The organism is Glaciihabitans tibetensis, assembly GCF_003003265.1.
Lineage (GTDB): Bacteria > Actinomycetota > Actinomycetes > Actinomycetales > Microbacteriaceae > Glaciihabitans > Glaciihabitans tibetensis.
Genome location: NZ_PVTL01000001.1, coordinates 444,304 through 461,963, shown reverse-complemented (window position 1 = coordinate 461,963; position 17,660 = coordinate 444,304). Strand labels below are relative to the sequence as shown.

Annotated in this window: 14 protein-coding genes; 6 read left to right on the top strand and 8 right to left on the bottom strand. The window is 64.5% G+C overall.

Features of this window, described 5'->3' with window-relative positions:
• Positions 1-47: 47 nt before the first annotated feature.
• Positions 48-2,129, bottom strand: a complete 2,082-nt coding sequence (locus B0I08_RS02205; protein ID WP_106209358.1) for a DNA gyrase/topoisomerase IV subunit B — start codon at positions 2,127-2,129, stop codon at positions 48-50.
• 203 nt (positions 2,130-2,332) lie between these two features.
• Here B0I08_RS02205 and B0I08_RS02200 point away from each other — a divergent pair, with 203 nt between their 5' ends.
• Positions 2,333-2,563 carry a DUF7455 domain-containing protein gene (locus B0I08_RS02200; RefSeq protein ID WP_106209356.1) on the top strand — a complete coding sequence of 77 codons (231 nt, stop codon included), beginning with the start codon at positions 2,333-2,335 and terminating at the stop codon, positions 2,561-2,563.
• An 88-nt stretch (positions 2,564-2,651) separates the two neighbouring features.
• Here the strand turns inward: B0I08_RS02200 and B0I08_RS02195 are convergent, their stop codons facing one another.
• The 5 genes from B0I08_RS02195 to B0I08_RS02175 form a co-directional block, all read right to left on the bottom strand.
• Positions 2,652-3,389 (bottom strand): type 1 glutamine amidotransferase, encoded by a 738-nt coding sequence (locus B0I08_RS02195; RefSeq protein ID WP_106209355.1) that lies wholly within the window; start codon positions 3,387-3,389, stop codon positions 2,652-2,654.
• Positions 3,386-4,579 (bottom strand): MurT ligase domain-containing protein, encoded by a 1,194-nt coding sequence (locus B0I08_RS02190; protein WP_106209353.1) that lies wholly within the window; start codon positions 4,577-4,579, stop codon positions 3,386-3,388. The genes B0I08_RS02195 and B0I08_RS02190 overlap by 4 nt, the downstream gene beginning before the upstream one ends.
• Positions 4,580-4,643: 64 nt before the next feature.
• Entirely contained in the window at positions 4,644-5,957 is a 1,314-nt protein-coding gene (locus B0I08_RS02185; RefSeq protein ID WP_106209351.1) for an RNA polymerase sigma factor, read from the bottom strand.
• Positions 5,958-6,113: 156 nt separating this feature from the next.
• Complete coding sequence (locus B0I08_RS02180) at positions 6,114-7,448, bottom strand: MFS transporter (protein WP_106209349.1); 1,335 nt, start codon at positions 7,446-7,448, stop codon at positions 6,114-6,116.
• Between the two features lie 60 nt (positions 7,449-7,508).
• A complete protein-coding gene (locus B0I08_RS02175; RefSeq protein ID WP_106209347.1) occupies positions 7,509-8,429 on the bottom strand; it encodes a proteasome assembly chaperone family protein in 921 nt (306 codons plus the stop codon).
• Positions 8,430-8,534: 105 nt separating this feature from the next.
• Between B0I08_RS02175 and B0I08_RS02170 the strand changes: the two genes are divergently transcribed.
• From B0I08_RS02170 to sucB, 3 genes are all read left to right on the top strand, one after another.
• On the top strand, positions 8,535-10,028 hold the full coding sequence (locus tag B0I08_RS02170; protein WP_106209345.1) for a leucyl aminopeptidase: 1,494 nt from the start codon (positions 8,535-8,537) through the stop codon (positions 10,026-10,028).
• Between the two features lie 91 nt (positions 10,029-10,119).
• Positions 10,120-11,493 carry a dihydrolipoyl dehydrogenase gene (lpdA, locus tag B0I08_RS02165; protein ID WP_106209343.1) on the top strand — a complete coding sequence of 458 codons (1,374 nt, stop codon included), beginning with the start codon at positions 10,120-10,122 and terminating at the stop codon, positions 11,491-11,493.
• Between the two features lie 103 nt (positions 11,494-11,596).
• Positions 11,597-13,033 (top strand): 2-oxoglutarate dehydrogenase, E2 component, dihydrolipoamide succinyltransferase, encoded by a 1,437-nt coding sequence (sucB, locus tag B0I08_RS02160; RefSeq protein ID WP_106209341.1) that lies wholly within the window; start codon positions 11,597-11,599, stop codon positions 13,031-13,033.
• Between the two features lie 35 nt (positions 13,034-13,068).
• Here sucB and B0I08_RS02155 read toward each other — a convergent pair whose 3' ends face one another.
• Complete coding sequence (locus tag B0I08_RS02155; RefSeq protein ID WP_106209339.1) at positions 13,069-14,607, bottom strand: protein kinase domain-containing protein; 1,539 nt, start codon at positions 14,605-14,607, stop codon at positions 13,069-13,071.
• 151 nt (positions 14,608-14,758) lie between these two features.
• On the opposite strand from B0I08_RS02155, the gene B0I08_RS02150 reads away from it, so the two are divergent.
• Positions 14,759-15,466: a DUF4191 domain-containing protein gene (locus tag B0I08_RS02150; protein ID WP_106209337.1), complete on the top strand. Its 708-nt coding sequence runs from the start codon at positions 14,759-14,761 to the stop codon at positions 15,464-15,466.
• A 9-nt stretch (positions 15,467-15,475) separates the two neighbouring features.
• Here the strand turns inward: B0I08_RS02150 and B0I08_RS02145 are convergent, their stop codons facing one another.
• Positions 15,476-15,880, bottom strand: coding sequence for an RDD family protein (locus B0I08_RS02145; protein ID WP_106209335.1), 405 nt, complete (start codon positions 15,878-15,880; stop codon positions 15,476-15,478).
• A 135-nt stretch (positions 15,881-16,015) separates the two neighbouring features.
• Here B0I08_RS02145 and glnA point away from each other — a divergent pair, with 135 nt between their 5' ends.
• Positions 16,016-17,440, top strand: coding sequence for a type I glutamate--ammonia ligase (gene glnA, locus B0I08_RS02140; RefSeq protein ID WP_106209333.1), 1,425 nt, complete (start codon positions 16,016-16,018; stop codon positions 17,438-17,440).
• Positions 17,441-17,660: the final 220 nt, after the last annotated feature.

Genomic DNA, 17,660 nt, shown 5'->3' with positions numbered 1-17,660 from the left:
TGTCCGCAGGGCAGACGTCGTGGGGACGGGCAGCCGGCGCGGGGAGGTCAGACGTCGATGCGGCCCCGGTCGAAGCCGTCACCGGCGATGATGAACTCCTTGCGCGGGGCGACGTCGTTGCCCATCAAGAGTTCGAACACACGGGCGGCATCCTCCGCGTCGTTGACGTTCACCCGGCGCAGCGTGCGGTGGCGGCGGTCCATAGTGGTGGTCGCCAGCTGGTCCGCGTCCATTTCCCCGAGCCCCTTGTAGCGCTGGATCGGATTCTCGTACACCTTGTTCTGCCTCTTGAGAGTCGCAAGTACTCCCTCCAGCTCCCGCTCGGAGTACGTGTAAATAGTCTCGTTGGGCTTCTTCCCCGCGTGCTTGACGATGACACGGTGCAGCGGCGGAACTGCGGAATACACCCGACCCGCCTCAATCATCGGTCTCATGTATCGGAAGAACAGGGTGAGTAGCAAGGTGCGGATGTGGGCGCCATCGACATCCGCATCGGCCATCATGATCACCTTGCCGTAGCGAGCCTGGTCAATATCGAAAGAACGGCCAGACCCCGCACCGATCACCTGGATGATCGAAGCACACTCGAGGTTGGACAGCATGTCCGACACCGACGCCTTCTGCACGTTCAGGATCTTGCCTCGGATAGGCAGCAGCGCCTGATACTCGCTGTCGCGGGCAAGCTTCGCCGTCCCGAGCGCCGAGTCCCCCTCGACGATCATGAGCTCGCTATTGAGCACATCGTTGGAACGGCAGTCGACGAGCTTCGCCGGCAGCGACGAACTCTCCAACGCGTTCTTCCTTCGCTGGGTCTCCTTGTGGGAGCGAGCGGAGATACGGGATTTCATCTCCGAGACGATCTTGTCGAGTACGAGCGCGGTCTGTGACTTGTCGTCCCGTTTCGTCGATGCGAAACGTTCGGCGAGAGCTTTGGTGACCACCGATGCCACGATGGCGCGCACGGCGGGCGTGCCGAGAATCTCTTTGGTCTGTCCCTCGAACTGCGGCTCGGGCACCCGCACTGTCAGTACCGCGGTCAGCCCCGCGAGGATGTCGTCCTTGTCGAGCTTGTCGTTGCCCACCTTGAGCCGCCGGGAATTCGCCTCGACCTGGGCCCGCAGGAACTTCATCAGCCCCTGCTCGAAACCGTTCTGATGGGTTCCGCCCTTCGGGGTCGCGATGATGTTCACAAAACTGCGGAAGACGGTTTCGTACCCCGTGCCCCAGCGCAGAGCGATATCGACCTCACAGTCGCGGGTCAATTCGGTGGGAACCATGGCGCCGGTCGGCTGCAGCACGGGCACGGTTTCCGTGAATGTTCCCGAGCCCTGGAGGCGCCACGTGTCGGTGATGGGCGCGTCGGGGCTGAGGTAGTCGACGAATTCCGAGATGCCGCCGGCGAAGCTGAAGGTCTCCGTCACCGGCTCCTCGCCGCGCAGATCGAGGATGTCGATCGTGAGACCGGGCACAAGGAACGCGGTCTGGCGTGCGCGGGAGAGAAGTTCCTCGGTCTGAAACTCGGCGCCCTTGGTGAAGATCTGCCGGTCTGCCCAGTACCGGATGCGCGTACCCGTCACCCCGCGCGCGGCCTTGCCCGCGATGCGCAGTTCGCTGCCCGAGATGAAGGGCGCGAAGGGGGCATCGGGTGTCTTCTCGCCGCCCTTGTCGTCAAAGTTGCCAGGCTCACCCCGGTGGAACGACATCGCGTACGTTTTTCCGTTGCGGTCGACTTCGACGTCGAGCCGCTCGGAGAGGGCGTTGACCACCGAGGCGCCCACCCCGTGGAGTCCCCCGGACGCGGCATACGAGCCGGAGCCGAACTTGCCGCCCGCGTGGAGCTTGGTGAAGACCACTTCAACCCCGCTGAGGCCGGTCTTTGGTTCGATGTCAACGGGGATGCCCCGGGCGCGGTCGTGCACCTCGACGGAGTCATCGGCGTGGAGGATGACACTGATCTGGGAGCCGTGACCGCTCAGCGCTTCATCCACTGAATTGTCAATGATCTCCCACAGGCAGTGCATCAGCCCGCGGGCATCCGTCGACCCGATGTACATGCCCGGGCGCTTGCGCACCGCCTCGAGGCCTTCGAGAACCGACAGATGCCGTGCGGAGTAGTCGGAACTCGCCACGAAACTCCTTTTAGGGAATGAAATGCGCCAAACACGGCTTTTCTAGAATAGTGACGCGGAAGCGCCACGACGTTCACCAACACTCCCGCAACCCGGCAGCGTACGCGTACAGCGAAATACCGCCAAAAGTCGTACGTCTGTAACGAGTGCATGCTTGTATAGATGAACGGGAAAATTCACCTCAGCCCGAAGGAGCAGCACACATGTCTCAGATCACCAACGAGCAGAACGTAGAGCTTGCCGCCCCGAACGAGCTGAGCGCTCTCGATCGCTGCGACAGCTGCGGTGCACAGGCCTACGTTCGCGTCACGATGGCCAGCGGCCAGCTCTTCTTCTGCGCGCACCACGGAGCGAAGTTCAAGGAGAAGCTCTCCGCCACCGCCCTCGAATGGCACGACGAGTCGAGCAAGCTCCTCGAAGGCGCACGCGCCTAGATCGTCACGAGCAACCTTGCGGTTGCCCACAAATAGCCCGGGACCTCGAGTCCCGGGCTATTTGTGTCTCCGGCCAGGCGATTGAGGATCAGGCGGTTTCGAGCGCGAGTTCCAGCCGGGTAGCGATGACGTTGCGGGCCGCCCGCGCGAAATCGTCCACACGACCGCTCGGAACGGTGCGCGAGTCATACCCGGGCAGCGCAATCGACAGCAGGTGATCTGCCAGTGCCGGATTCTTGGCGAGAACCGGTCCGTGCAGATGAGTGCCTATGACGCTTCCGAGGACCAGGCCCTCCGAGGCACCGACGCCGCCGCCATTGCCCCTGCCGTAGATGATGGAGCCGAGTCCCTGGGTCTGCGCAGGCAACTCGTAGTTGCGCGCATGATTTTCGAATCCGGTGAGGCGCCCGAACGCTGACGCGATGACCAGGTCGTCTGCGACCCGAGTATCGGCAGCGACGGCACGCCCAGGAACCAACCCGAGCCCGTCGACGGTGCCGGACGGGAGCTCGATGCTGTCGCTGAGCAACTCCCACCCGGTGCCCACGGCAAGCAGCGGAACGCCGGCAGCGATCCACTCGGCCAGGCTCGCGCGAAGCAGCCGGAGCGCTGCAATTGCCTCGGGGAGCACCGCGTCGGTCGTTGAACCAATCACGATCATGCCCGGAGCACTCTCGGGTGCCTTTTCCCCGAGGGCGAGGCGGATGACGCGCGCGGAGCGCCCCGACCAGCGGGAACGGGCAGCCAGCACGGCGGCATTCTCTGCGTCGCCGTTGACGTTGAACAGCTCGGGGAAGACGCTGAGAATGCCTAACACGGGACTCATGCCAGCCCCAGGTGCGCGCGGCTGCGGCGCATCGAATCGGCGGTGAAGACCACGGTCTTGATTCCCTTCTCGGGGGCGGGGAGCGCGAGGAACTCGTCGAGGGCCGCGGGCAGATCGGGATTGACCGTGCCGATCATGACCCCCTGGTAGCTCAGCTGCAACGCCATCTCGTACGCTTTTGACCCGCTCACGATCGTCACCCGTCCGAGCGGCGAGCTGTCCACCGGCCACAGGTAGGAGGGATCGCGCACGTCGGATCCGACGGCAACGAAGATCTGGTCGAGGCCCCGTTCGAGGCTGTCGATGTTGAGCTGGAAGCTCGCGGGATTCTGCACCAACACGAACTCGACCCGCTGACCACGAACGGTGACGACTTCACCGCGGCCGAACACGGGCTCCACCGCGCTCACGGCGGCAGCGGCGGTCGCGGGGTCGAAGCTGTTTCCCAGCACGGCCTCCGCTGCGCTCAGCGCCCCGGCGGCGTCGACCGCGTAGTGCGTGCCGCGGGCGGGAAGCGCGATTTCGACACTCTCGCCCGCAATGCTGACCGTGGCGGAGCGCCCGTTCACGCCAGTTACTACGGTCCCCTCCGTCGGATCGATCCGGCCGGAAGCGGTTCGCGTGTACCCGAGCCCTCGCGGGTTGGCGTCGAGAACGCTCCGACTGACACCGAACCGCACCACTTCGGTGGCGGTGTGCTGGCCCGCGACGATATCGAGGAGCATCCCATCATCCGCATTCACCACAACGCTCTGCGTGGCGCGACCCGCGATTGTGGCGAGCATCGCGGCGACCTTCTCCGAATCGTGGAACCGATCGATCTGGTCGGTCATCACGTTGGTGAGAAGAACCACCCGTGGCGCGAGGGAGGGAGCGATCTGGGCTCCGTGGCCCTCGTCCATCTCGAGAACCCCGATTTGAGCATCGATTCGCCCGCGCAGGTCGACGCGCTCAAGCAGAGCACTGGTCAAACCCTGCGCGATGTTCGCGGTCGAGGGGTTCGTGAAGATGCTCTTTCCGTGCGCCTCGAGGATGGCGACGAGCATCTTGGTGGTCGTCGACTTTCCGCTGGAACCCGTGACGACCACGAGTCCGTCGGGAAAGCCACCAAGGGTTGCAGCGAGGAAACCTGGTGCAATTCGATTGACGACGAGACCGGGCACGGCCGAACCGCCTCCGCGCTTGCGCATCCTGGCGGCCACTCGAATGAGTCGGCCGGCCAGGATGGCCGGCGCGTACAGAGCCAGAGCGGGCCTACTCGAGGTAGTCGCGCAGCGACTGAGACCGCGACGGGTGGCGAAGCTTCGCCATCGTCTTCGACTCAATCTGGCGAATGCGCTCGCGCGTCACGCCGAAGGTGTCGCCGATCTGGTCGAGCGTCTTGGGCATGCCGTCGCCGAGGCCGAAGCGCATCCGGATGACTCCGGCTTCGCGCTCGGACAGCGAGTCGAGCAGGCTTTCGAGTTGCTTCTGCAGCATGGTGAATCCCACCGCGTCTGCAGGCACAACAGCTTCGGTGTCCTCGATGAGGTCTCCGAATTCGCTGTCGCCGTCCTCGCCAAGCGGGGTGTGAAGAGAAATCGGTTCGCGACCGTACTTCTGCACCTCAATGACCTTTTCGGGGGTCATGTCGAGCTCGCGGCTCAGCTCTTCGGGGGTGGGCTCCCGGCCAAGGTCCTGAAGCATCTGGCGCTGTACCCGGGCAAGCTTGTTGATGACCTCGACCATGTGCACCGGAATACGGATGGTGCGGGCCTGGTCTGCCATGGCGCGGGTGATCGCCTGGCGGATCCACCAGGTCGCGTAGGTGGAGAACTTGAATCCCTTGGTGTAGTCGAACTTCTCGACGGCACGAATCAGACCGAGGTTGCCCTCCTGGATCAGGTCAAGGAACTGCATCCCGCGGCCGGTGTATCGCTTCGCGAGGGAGACAACGAGGCGAAGGTTGGCCCCGAGCAGGTGGCTCTTCGCACGCTGGCCGTCCTTCGACACCCACTGCAGCTCGCGACCGAGCGGGGTCTTACGCTCGGCGTCAGACATCTCAGAGAGCTTGTCCTCGGCGAACAGACCCGCCTCGATACGCATTGCGAGCTCGACTTCTTCAGCCGCGTTCAGAAGCGCGACCTTACCGATCTGCTTCAGGTAGTCCTTGACCGGGTCAGCGGTTGCACCGGTGATCGCTGAAGAGTAGACGGGAACATCATCGTCGTCGTCCACGATGGAGAGCACGAGAGCGCCCTTGGGAAGCTCTTCTACCGGCTTCGCCTTGCTGTCGTCATCGTCGGTCTCCTCGGTGGGAACCTCCTTGACGGTGTCATCCGCCTCAACCTCAACGACAACCACTTCGGGCTCAGCGTCGTCTTCGGTCTCGGTCTCGTCATCGGACGCCTTGGTGGCGCGCTTCGCCTTCGCGGGTGCCTTCGCAGCTACCTTTGCGGGTGCCTTTACGGCAGCCTTCGCCTTCGCAGGTGCCTTCGCTGTTGCGGTGGACGCTGCGGTGGTCTGGTCGACAGTGACCTCGTCGATAGCCGACGTTTCGCGCGTCTCGGTCTTGGTTCGGGTTGCCATTCGAACACCTTTCCGGGGTTTTTGGGCAGTACTAAGACCCATGTCAAGTCCTCAGCAGCAACACCAGAGGGTGTCACATGCCACGGGAGGAACTGACCGGGTCTTATTTCAATTATTGCACGGTTTTGCGGGCATTTCCGCCACCGACAAGCCTGTCTACCGGCCTGTGTTGTGCTTTATTGCCCTGGTTAGTGCAACCCACAACGGGGCCACTTGTATTCCCTCTTGCTCGTGCATCCGCTTTCGGGTCTGTCGCCGGGACCGGAAAAGGAATATCATGCCGGTCCCCACGACGAGATACTGCACGAGAAAGGCGATCCGGAAGGAGTCAAGCGAGTAGAGCTCCGCCGGGTTGCCGGTGCCGCCGCGCGCGCTGTCGAGCAGGTCGAGCACGATCCCGATGAGGAACATCATCGAGAAGGCGGCCAGGAAGCCGCCCACGTTCACGATGCCCGTCGCCGAGCCCAGACTGCGCAGCGGATTGAAGGTGCGGGCAAAGTCAAACCCGATCAGCGACCCGGGACCACCCGCGCCGATCACCACCACCAACAGCACGGCGCACCAGAACGGCGGCTGGCCGGGCCAGCCGAGCACCAGACCCCACGACACCGCAAGGGCACAGACGATGCCGATCACGGCATTACTGCGGCGGGATGGAAACCGTGCGGAGAGCATGCCGAGCACGGGGCCCGTCACCATCGCGCTCGCCACGATGACCGTGAGCAGCACCGAGGCGACCGCCGGCCCGTACCCGAGCCCGACAGAAAGAAACGGAAAGCCCCAGAGCAACGTGAACACGGTCCCAGACGACTGGGTCACGAAGTGAGACCAGAATCCGAGGCGGGTGCCTGGCCGACTCAGGCTGGACCGGAGTTGCGCAACAATCGACACGCGGTGTCCCGGAAGGTCGATGGACCGCGTCGAGGGCGGTATCCCGTTTCGCACAAAGGCCAGCACGCCGAGGAGGCCAAGCAGTGAGGCGCCGGAAGCGACGAGGTACGTCGTCGACCATCCCGCCTGGTGAAGGAGTGCGGAGAGCGGAATCGCCGAAAGCACCTGACCGAGCGTGCCGATCGTGCCGAGAAGCTGCGACACCAGCGGGAGCGACCGGCCCGAGAACCAGTTGGACAGCAACCGCAGAATCGAAATGAACGTCATCGCGTCACCAGCGCCGACCAAAACGCGCCCAACGATTGCCACACCAATGCCTGGGGCCAGCGCGAGGCTGGCCTGGCCAAGCACCATGAGCGTGGCACCGAGGGTGATGAGAAACCGGGGGCCGACGCGGTCGAGAGCGAGCCCAACCGGGATCTGCAGCCCCGCGTACACGACCAGCTGCACGACGGCCAGTGTGGACAGCACCGCCGCGGAGACGTCGAAACGCTCGATAGAGTCAACGCCAGCGATGCCTAGCGAGCTGCGTTGCATCACAGCGATTACGTAGGCGAAAGTGGCGAACGAAAAAATAAGCCACGATCGTCGAGAATTCACCGGTGAAGTCTACCGGCCCCGGTTCACCCTTTATTTTGGTCGGATGCTGCGGGCCGCGGCTCAGGACGAAGAGGTGTCGTCATCCCTGCGGATAGCAAGGAAATTCTCGAGCTCAGCCGCGATGGCGTCTGCGGACGGAAGCTCCCCGTCTTCATCGGTCAGCGGCGACCGCATCGGGTTGTCGAGCATGTAGTTGTCGTGGCGCTCCTCGAGCGTCGTCACCAGGCGGGCCAACTCCGGGTTGCTTTCGACCTGATCGTCGATTTTGGTGACGAACTCCCGCCCCTGTTCGCGGAGGGTGTCGGTCGGGAAGATCAGCCCGGTGGCAGCGCTGATGCTCTCCAGCGCGGTGACCGCCGCGAGGGGGTATTCGGTCTCGGCGAGGTAGTGGGGCACGAGCAGAACGAATCCCGCGGTGGAATGTCCCGTTTCCTGGAGCCGGTACTCGACCAGGTGCAACGCGTTCGCCGCCACCTGGGTGCGCGGGCGCCAGACAGACAGAGACTCGACGAGGTCGGACCGATTGCCACTGACCGTGACACCCATCGGTCGGGTGTGCGGCACGGGCATCGGTATGGCGTGCACCCAGGTCGTGGCCTTGACGTCAAACCGGTCGACCAGCTGCGTTACCGCGGCGGTGAACCGCTCCCACTGGAAATCAGGCTCGAAACCCGTCAACAGCAAAAACGGTTGCCCGAGTTCGTCATGGACCAGGTAAAGGTTGAGCCGCGACGGTCGGTAGTCGGTGAGGTGATCATGGTCAAACGAGATCACAGGTCGACGTGCGCGGTAGTCGAGGAGGGCGTCTGTGTCGAACTCTGCGACGGTGCTGTGGTCGAGCGTGTCGAGCAGGTACTCGCTGAACTGGGTAACCGCGCCGCCCGCGTCAGCGAAGCCGGTGAGTCCGGCAACCAAGTGCAGGCCAGAGGGAACCTCCGCCACATCGGTGGTGAGGTCGTATAGGCCTGCAGGATCTCGCATCCTTCAACTCTAATCGCGGCCGGCACACGGCAACCTGCTTCGCGGGCAGCCGCGTTGGTGCCCAGAGCGAACAGCCCTCCAATGCCATCTCGGTAACATGGCTCCATGACTGTCCCCGTACTTACTGTTTCCGCTCTGCCCGCCACAACCATCGACGTCGACGTGCTTGTGGTGGGAGTGAGGAAGACGGAGGACGGTCCGCGTCTGCTTCTGGACGACCCCGGAATGGCGGGACTTCAGGACCAGCTGGCCCTGATCGGGGTGACCGGCGCCGTGGATGAGCTGCGACGTCTTCCCTCCGCATCCGGCGCGGCACGCAGCATCGCTCTCGTGGGCGTCGGCAGTACCGTCTCCCCCGACGACCTGCGCTACGCCGCAGGTGCCGCGGCTCGGCAACTTCGCGGCATCGACTCCATCGCAATCGCGCTTCCCACCGAAACCGCGGACGACCTCCTCGCGGTCCTCGAGGGAGCGGCACTCGGCGCGTATGACTACACCGCCTACCGCGTCAGTTCCCTGAAGTCCACCAAGACGGCAGCAACCAGCATCGTCGTGGCGAGCGGCGTCGACGACAGCGACGCACTCGTGGCGCGCGCCGCGGTGACCGCGGTCGCGGTGCACACCGTGCGCGACCTGGTGAACGCCCCACCGTCGCACCTCTACCCCGAGACACTCGCGCAGGCGAGCATCGATCTCGCCGAGGGACTTCCGGTCGAGGTGGAGGTGCTCGCCGAGGCAGAGCTCGCCGCTGGTGGTTTCGGTGGCATCCTCGGGGTCGGACTCGGTTCCAGCCGTGGGCCCCGCCTGGTCAAGGTGAGCTACTCCCCAGCAGGCGCCGAGCGCCACCTTGCATTGGTCGGAAAAGGAATCACGTTCGACTCCGGCGGACTTTCGCTGAAGCCGCCGGCATCGATGATCGGCATGAAGTACGACATGACCGGTGCTGCGACCGCACTCGCAGTGACGCTCGCGGTGGCCAAAGCCGCGCTGCCCGTGCGTGTGACGGCCTGGCTGTGCATCGCCGAGAACATGCCGTCGGGCACCGCCGCCCGCCCGAATGACGTCCTCACGCTTCGCGGCGGAAAAACTGTCGAGGTCCTCAACACCGACGCCGAGGGTCGCCTCGTTCTCGCCGACGGCCTGATCGCCGCGAGCGAAGAACAACCCGACGCAATCATCGACATCGCCACACTGACGGGAGCGCAGGTTGTTGCCCTGGGCAACCGCTACGTCGGCGCGATGGGTGATGAGGCTCTTGTCACCCAGATCGTCGCGACCGCAACGCGGGTGGGTGAAACGCTGTGGCCGATGCCGCTTCCCGCCTACCTCCGGGCGCTGTTGAATTCGGATGTCGCGGACATCGCCAATATCAAACCCGGAAACACTGCCAGCGGGATGCTGCTCGCCGGAGTGTTCCTGCAGGACTTCGTCGGAAGCGTCGGCGAGGGAGACGCGGCCCGCACGATTCCGTGGGCCCACCTCGATATCGCCGGCCCCGCAGAAAACTCCGGCGGCGGCTACGGGTTCACCCCGCACGGCCCCACCGGAGTCACGGTGCGCGCATTGTTCGCTTTGGCCGAGGAATTTTCCCTCGCGTAGTAAGGTTTTTACGACGAGGAAGACTCGTCCATCGACCGCCGACAGATCCCGTTGGTCGGTCGCACAATCCTGATGCACAAGGAGTTGCTGGGTGTCGGAACAGAATTTTGACCTCGTAGTTCTCGGAGCAGGCAGTGGCGGATATGCCGCAGCCCTCCGAGCAAGCCAGTTGGGCCTATCGGTCGGCCTGATCGAAAAGGGCAAGGTCGGAGGTACCTGCCTCCACGTTGGTTGTATTCCGACGAAGGCACTGCTGCACTCGGCCGAGATTGCCGACGCAACGCGCGACTCAGCGAAGTACGGTGTCACCGCATCCCTGGAGGGCATCAACATCGAGGGCGTTACCGCCTATCGAGAAGGCATCGTCACCAGTAAGTACAAGGGACTGCAGGGGCTGATCAAGGCCCGCGGCATCACCACCATCGAGGGCGCCGGCCGACTCACCTCCCCCACCACCGTTCAGGTCGGCGACCAGACAATCACGGGTAAGAACGTGATTCTGGCGACCGGTTCCTACTCTCGCTCGCTCCCCGGTCTCGAAATCGGCGGCCGGGTCATCACGTCGGAGCAGGCACTCGAGCTCGACTTCGTGCCGAAGAAGGTCGCTGTGCTTGGCGGCGGCGTGATCGGCGTCGAGTTCTCGAGCGTCTGGAAGTCCTGGGGCTCAGACGTCACCATCATCGAGGCGCTGCCCCACCTCGTCCCGAACGAGGACGAATCGATCAGCAAGCAGTTTGAGCGCGCGTTCCGCAAGCGCGGAATCAACTTCAAGCTGGGAACCCGTTTCTCGAGCGTCACGCAGAACGACGAGGGTGTTGTCGTCACTCTCGAGAACGGCGAGACCGTCGAGGCGGAACTGCTGCTCGTAGCTGTCGGCCGCGGTCCGTCGACAGCCGGACTGGGTTTTGAAGAAGTTGGTGTCACGATGGACCGCGGGTTTGTCATCACCAACGAGCGCCTCGAGACGAACATTCCGGGACTGTACGCCGTCGGCGACATCGTCCCCGGACTCCAGCTCGCGCACCGCGGCTTCCAGCAGGGCATCTTCGTCGCAGAAGAGCTCGCCGGGCTGAACCCGGTCATCATCGAAGACGTCAACATTCCCAAGGTCACGTACAGTGACCCGGAGGTCGCATCGGTCGGCCTCACCGAGGCCCGCGCCGCGGAAAAGTACGGGGCAGATCAGATCAGCTCCTACGACTACAACCTCGCGGGCAACGGCAAGAGCCACATCATCGGAACCTCCGGCTCGATCAAGCTGGTCCGAGTCAAGGATGGCCCCGTTGTCGGTGTGCACATGATCGGTGCCCGCGTAGGCGAGCTCATCGGCGAAGCACAGCTCGCCGTGAGCTGGGAGGCGTACCCGGAAGATGTGGCACCCCTCATCCACGCTCACCCAACCCAGAACGAAGCACTCGGAGAAGCATTCCTTGCGCTGGCAGGAAAACCACTTCACGCAATGTGACAGCCCGCCCGGCGTTCGCGCCGGGCGCCGGGCATCACACCCCCGGGAGAAACCTTCCCGGAACTCAGTTTCGTAAATAGCATTTGAATAAGGAGCAACACTGATGAGTGAATCCGTCAACCTCCCGGCACTCGGTGAGAGTGTCACCGAGGGTACGGTGACCCGCTGGCTAAAGAACGTGGGTGACCGGGTAGAGGTCGACGAGCCACTGCTCGAGGTCTCCACCGACAAGGTCGACACCGAGATCCCTTCGCCAATCGCCGGTGTGATCGAGGCCATCCTCGTCGCCGAGGACGAGACCGTCGAAGTGGGCACGCCGCTCGTGACCATCGGTGATGGCTCCGCGCCAGCACCGGCAGAAGACGCGCCGGACGCAGAGGCACCCGCCGAAGCACAGGCAGAGGAGGCGCCTGCCGCCGAAGTGCCGTCGACCGAGGCACCCGCGCCGGAAGAGGCAGCACCCGCCGCCGCTCCCGAGCCGGCCCCCGCCCCCGCTCCCGTGCCTGCTGCTGCCCCCGCAGCCGCACCGGCCCCGGTTGCGGCAGCACCCGCACCGGCTGCAGCCCCCGCACCTGCCGCTCCGGCCGCAGCACCAGCTCCCGCCGCCGTGCCCGCAGAGGCAGCCGCACCGGTGGACAACTCCAACGCGGGCTACGTCACCCCGCTCGTGCGCAAGCTTGCACACGACCGCGGTGTTGACCTCTCAACCGTGACCGGTACCGGAATCGGTGGGCGCATCCGCAAGCAGGATGTTCTCGAGGCCACCCCTGTCGTCACCGAGACGTCCGCTCCGGCCGCCGAGGCTGTCGCCGTCGAGGTGTCTCCGCTGCGCGGGACCACGGTGAAGATGTCGCGCCTGCGTAAGGTCATCGCCGATCGTGCCGTCGTCTCCATGCAGACGTCCGCGCAGCTGACTTCGGTCGTTGAGGTGGATGTCACGCTCGTCGCCGCCTTCCGCAAAAAGGTGATGGCCGAGTTCCAGGAGAAGTCGGGCGTCAAGCTCTCTTTCCTCCCGTTCTTCGCTCTTGCCGCCGCCGAGGCGTTGAAGTCGCACCCGATCGTCAACGCGACGATCGATGGCGACACGATCGTCTACCCGGACCACGAGAGCATCAGCATCGCCGTGGAGACGGAGCGCGGTCTGCTCACCCCCGTTGTCAAGAACGCGGGCGACCTGTCGCTCGCGGGCCTGGCCCAGGAGATCGCCGACCTCGCTGCCCGCACCCGCGACAACAAGCTGAAGCCCGACGAGCTGTCCGGTGGAACTTTCACGCTGACGAACACCGGATCGCGCGGCGCGCTGTTCGATACCCCGGTGGTGTTCCTGCCACAGGTGGCCATCCTCGGCACCGGTGTCGTCGTGAAGCGTCCCGTCGTTGTCACCGTTGACGGTGCCGACGCGATCGCGGTTCGATCGATGGTCTACCTGGCCCTCTCGTACGACCACCGCATCGTTGATGGTGCGGATGCCGCCGGATTCCTGGTCTCGATGAAGAAGCGCCTCGAGGGTGCAGACTTCGCCGGAAACCTGGGCATCTAAGCTCCAGCAACACCTGAGGTAACGCAAGATCTGCTTCACTCTCCGTACAGTTCGCGGAGACGCCAACCGGCCTCGGTCCTGATCATCAGGACCGAGGCCGGTTTCTCGTTTGCGGTGAACTGCACCAGCGCTGCGTCTCCCAGGCGTTCGACGAGTGCGTCGGCGGACACCGCGAACGGCTCCCCCAACGCCCTTCCTCCCACTTCGGTGCTGCCCTCGTCGGTGCTGCCCTCGTCGGTGCTGCCCTCGTCGGCGCTGCCCTCGTCGGCGCCCAGGATGTGCGCGCCATCTTCAGCGCGAAGCGCACCCTCCTCCTGGTCCACACTGCGCAGGCACAGCACCGACAGGTCCTCAAAACACCGCGCACGTTCGGCAAGAAGCAACGGCAGGGCAGCGACCGGATCCTCCGGGAGCCCGCTTTCCTGGTCCACTGGTGCGTCAGGGCCTGCTGCAGGTGTCCCGTCGGTAGGACCGCCAGGGAGGCCGTCGGGATCCGTGTCTGGCGGCGTGGCGCCGGGTTTCTCCGCGGCCTCCCGGGGCGCTGCTTCGATCGACTCGTCGCCTGGACTCGCCATGAGAACCACTGCTCCGCCGACCGCGAATATTGCCACGACCCCGGCCACCCAGAACCGGCGCCTGACTGACCGCAGCAGGGGACCAACTCGCGATCGGAGCAGCAGTCGTAAGCGCGCCGAGACGGGGGCGAACGGGGCCGCCCCGAGCGCGGCATCCACCCACGTCCCCCGGGATTTTGTCACCTTCCGGCTCGCCGGGTTCGCCGCCGACCGATCTGCGACAGCCGCCGCACCGTGGGCGTAGGTCCTGAGCTCGCCGCTGCCGGCGCCGGGCCGGGGGCGGTCGAAAGACACGGCAGACCCGGGACTGAAGTCGAACAGGCGCGTTTGCAAGTCGACAGCGAAATTCTGGTGGAGCGGGCGCGGCTCGGAGTCGATCCAGTGGGTGACGACGTCGACATCCGCCACCGCCACCCGGGTAGAAGCGAGCACAAACTTCGCGAATACCGCAAGCGCCTCACGATCCCCCGCGACCGCACCGTCCGGCCGGCCGGCCGAGGGGGCAGCGAGAACCCGGCTGTGCCCGAACCCCAGCAGAATCGGCTCGCCCGATTCGCCGAAGTGGACCGTCGCCGCACTGAGACGCGTGTGGACGACCCCTTGCGCGTGCAGGTGCGCCAGGGCGCCCGCGATCGGAGCGACAATGGTGACGGCTTCTCCAGGATTTAGCTGCCCGCGAAGTCCAATCAGGCGCGCGACGCTTCCCCGGGGTACGCGCGAGAGAACGAGAATCGAACGTCCGTCATCCACGGTGGCGAAGTCCTTCAGGCGAACGCAGTGCGCGTGGTCCACGCGGGCCAGCGCGTCGACTTCCGCCGCGATACTCGAAGCGTCTGTCGCGGGGTGAAAGAGCTTGAGGGCTACGGATTCAGTCGGCCCCGGGGCATCCGACACAGCCAGGAAAACATCCGCGCGGGTCCCTGACCCGAGCTTGCGCACCAGACGGAAGCCTACGAGAGTATCCGTCGCCTGACGGGACGCGCCAGCTGAAAAGGTCATCCGGTCATCGTCGCGGGCGCCTCGAATCTTCGGACGGACAGCGGGCCAGGTCGTGGACAGATGCGCCCTCGACGGGCCCTGTGTGGAGCGAACGCCGCGTCAGGGAGGAAGATGCCGATCGCTACCCCGCCGGGGCCGTATCCTAGACAGCATGGCACGCACGAAGAACCCCAATAAAGAACCCGGTCGCATCAGTCAGATGTGGAACGTCTTCCAGATGACCCGGCGATACGACTCGCTCGCAATCTGGTACCTCCTCCTCGGGCTACTGCTGCCGATCATCATCGCTGTCGGTCTCGCCATCGTTCTGTCGTCGGACAGCATCTTCGGAATGGTGCTGTACATCGTCCTCGGTGTTCTTGCCGGTGTTCTCGCGTTCATCATCATCCTGGGTCGTCGTGCTGAGCGAGCCGCATACTCGCAGATCGCTGGGCAGCCCGGCGCTGTGGGCGCGGTGCTGAAGAGCTCGTTGCGCCGGGGATGGCAGGCCAGCGAGATGCCGATCGCCGTTAGCCCGCGTACGCAGGACGCCGTTTACCGCGCGGTCGGTCGCGGCGGCGTCGCGCTGATCGGCGAAGGCCCCCAGTCGCGCACGAAGCGCATGCTTGAGGACGAGCGCCGCAACGTGAGCCGCATCCTGCCGAACGTGCCCGTGAACTTCCTCTATGTCGGACCGGACCCCGATTCCGTGCCGCTGCACAAGCTTGCCGGATCGCTGCGCAAGCTGAAGCCCGTGCTGCGCAAGCCCGAGATCGTCGCCGTGAGCTCGCGCTTGAACTCACTCAGCAAGGGCAAGAGCGGCCTTCCGATTCCGAAGGGCGTCGACCCGTTCAAGGCCCGCGCGCCGCGTCCGCGCTAGCCTGCAAGGCTAGCGGCGCAACAGCACCGTGCCCACCAGCCGGTCGTGCATGCCTCGCTGGTCGAGGTCCCAGATCACCGCGGGGATCAGGAGTGCGATGAGCAACGCCCGCACGATGGGACGCCAGAAACCGAGCGCCGCGCCGCCCAGGACCGCCACGCGAAGGCCAAGAAGCCGATGGCCGATGCTGGCGCCGGTGAAAGCCACAAAGATGATCTGGATCGACACGAACACGAGCAGAGTTGCGATCGGGTCGTAGGCGAAGAACGCTGACGACACGAGAACGCTCAGTGCCCAGTCGATCGCGATCGCTGCGATCCTGCGCCCTGCTCGTGCGATCGAACCAGACCCGGCACGGGGAAGACCGAGCCGTTGGCCCGGCCATTGGACGGGCGAGGCGGCGGCATCAGGCATTCCGCAATCCTAGCCGTGTAGCCAGCCGTAACATCCCGGAAACATTCGCGTCACCGACGCGAAATCCCGACCGCGTAGCCTCAACTACGGCTGCGTTCGCAGCCACCCGGTACCAAGCTCATTGGAGTCCTTTCCATGTTCAGTGATTCTTCCGAGGTGCTCAAGTTCATCAAGGACACCGACGTCAAGTTCCTTGATATTCGCTTCACCGATCTTCCCGGTGTGCAGCAGCACTTCAACATTCCCGCCTCGACCGTCGATGAAGAGTTCTTCTCCGTCGGGCAGCTGTTCGATGGCTCGTCCATCCGCGGCTTCGCCTCGATCCACGAGTCGGACATGCAGCTCATCCCCGACGTTACAACGGCGTACGTTGACCCGTTCCGCGCAGAGCGCACGCTCATCATGATCTTCGACATCTACAACCCGCGCAACGGCGAGATCTACGCCCGTGACCCGCGCCAGGTTGCGAAGAAGGCCGAGAAGTACCTCGCGTCCACCGGCATCGCCGACATCGCATACTTCGCCCCCGAAGCGGAGTTCTACATCTTCGATGACGTCCGCTACGAGGTCAAGCAGAACACGAGCTTCTACTCCGTGGACTCCGAAGAGGGAGCCTGGAACAGCGGCCGCGAGGAAGAAGGCGGAAACCTCGCCAACAAGACCCCGTACAAGGGTGGCTACTTCCCGGTTAGCCCCGTCGACAAGCAGGCTGACCTTCGCGACGACATCAGCCTCAAGCTGATCGACGCTGGCCTCATCCTGGAGCGCGCTCACCACGAAGTCGGATCCGGCGGACAGGCGGAGATCAACTACCGCTTCGACACCATGGTTCACGCCGCGGACGACATCCTCAAGTTCAAGTACATCGTCAAGAACACCGCAGAGCAGTGGGGCAAGACGGCGACGTTTATGCCCAAGCCGCTGTTCGGTGACAATGGTTCTGGCATGCACACCCACCAGTCGCTGTGGAACGGCAGCACGCCGTTGTTCTACGACGAAAGCGGTTATGGCGGACTCAGCGACATCGCGCGCTGGTACATCGGTGGCCTGCTCAAGCACGCCCCGGCTGTGCTCGCCTTCACCAACCCGACGCTCAACAGCTACCGTCGCCTGATCCCCGGCTTCGAGGCCCCCGTCAACCTGGTGTACTCCGCTGGTAACCGCTCGGCTTCGATCCGCATCCCGATCACGGGTACCAACCCCAAGGCCAAGCGCATCGAGTTCCGCGCGCCCGACGCCTCCGGAAACCCGTACCTGGCGTTTGCGGCCCAGCTCATGGCCGGCCTCGACGGAATCAAGAACAAGATCGAGCCGCACGAGCCCGTCGACAAGGACCTGTACGAGCTTCCCCCCGAGGAAGCGAAGCTGATCCCGCAGGTTCCCGCGTCGCTTGAGGAGGCCCTCCGCGCCCTCGAAGCCGACAACGAGTTCCTCATCGCCGGTGGCGTCTTCACACCGGACCTGATTTCGACGTGGATCTCGTACAAGCGAGAGAACGAGATCATCCCGGCCGCACAGCGCCCGACTCCCTTCGAGTACGAGCTGTACTTCGGGGTCTAGTTAGATAGCAGGGATCCCGCGGGGTTAGTCCGCAACGAGTCCGCACGAGCAGCGAAAACAGATCCAATCGCCGCTCGTGCGGATTTCTCGTTGCTGAGCCACCCGTGCTCGTCGTCGTGAACGCGTGCTGCACCGATGCCGCACTATGTTCCCACGGCGCGCAAACAATTGAGGTGACGTGCGGCGCTACCCGAACCGCTCGCGGGATCGCAGATACACC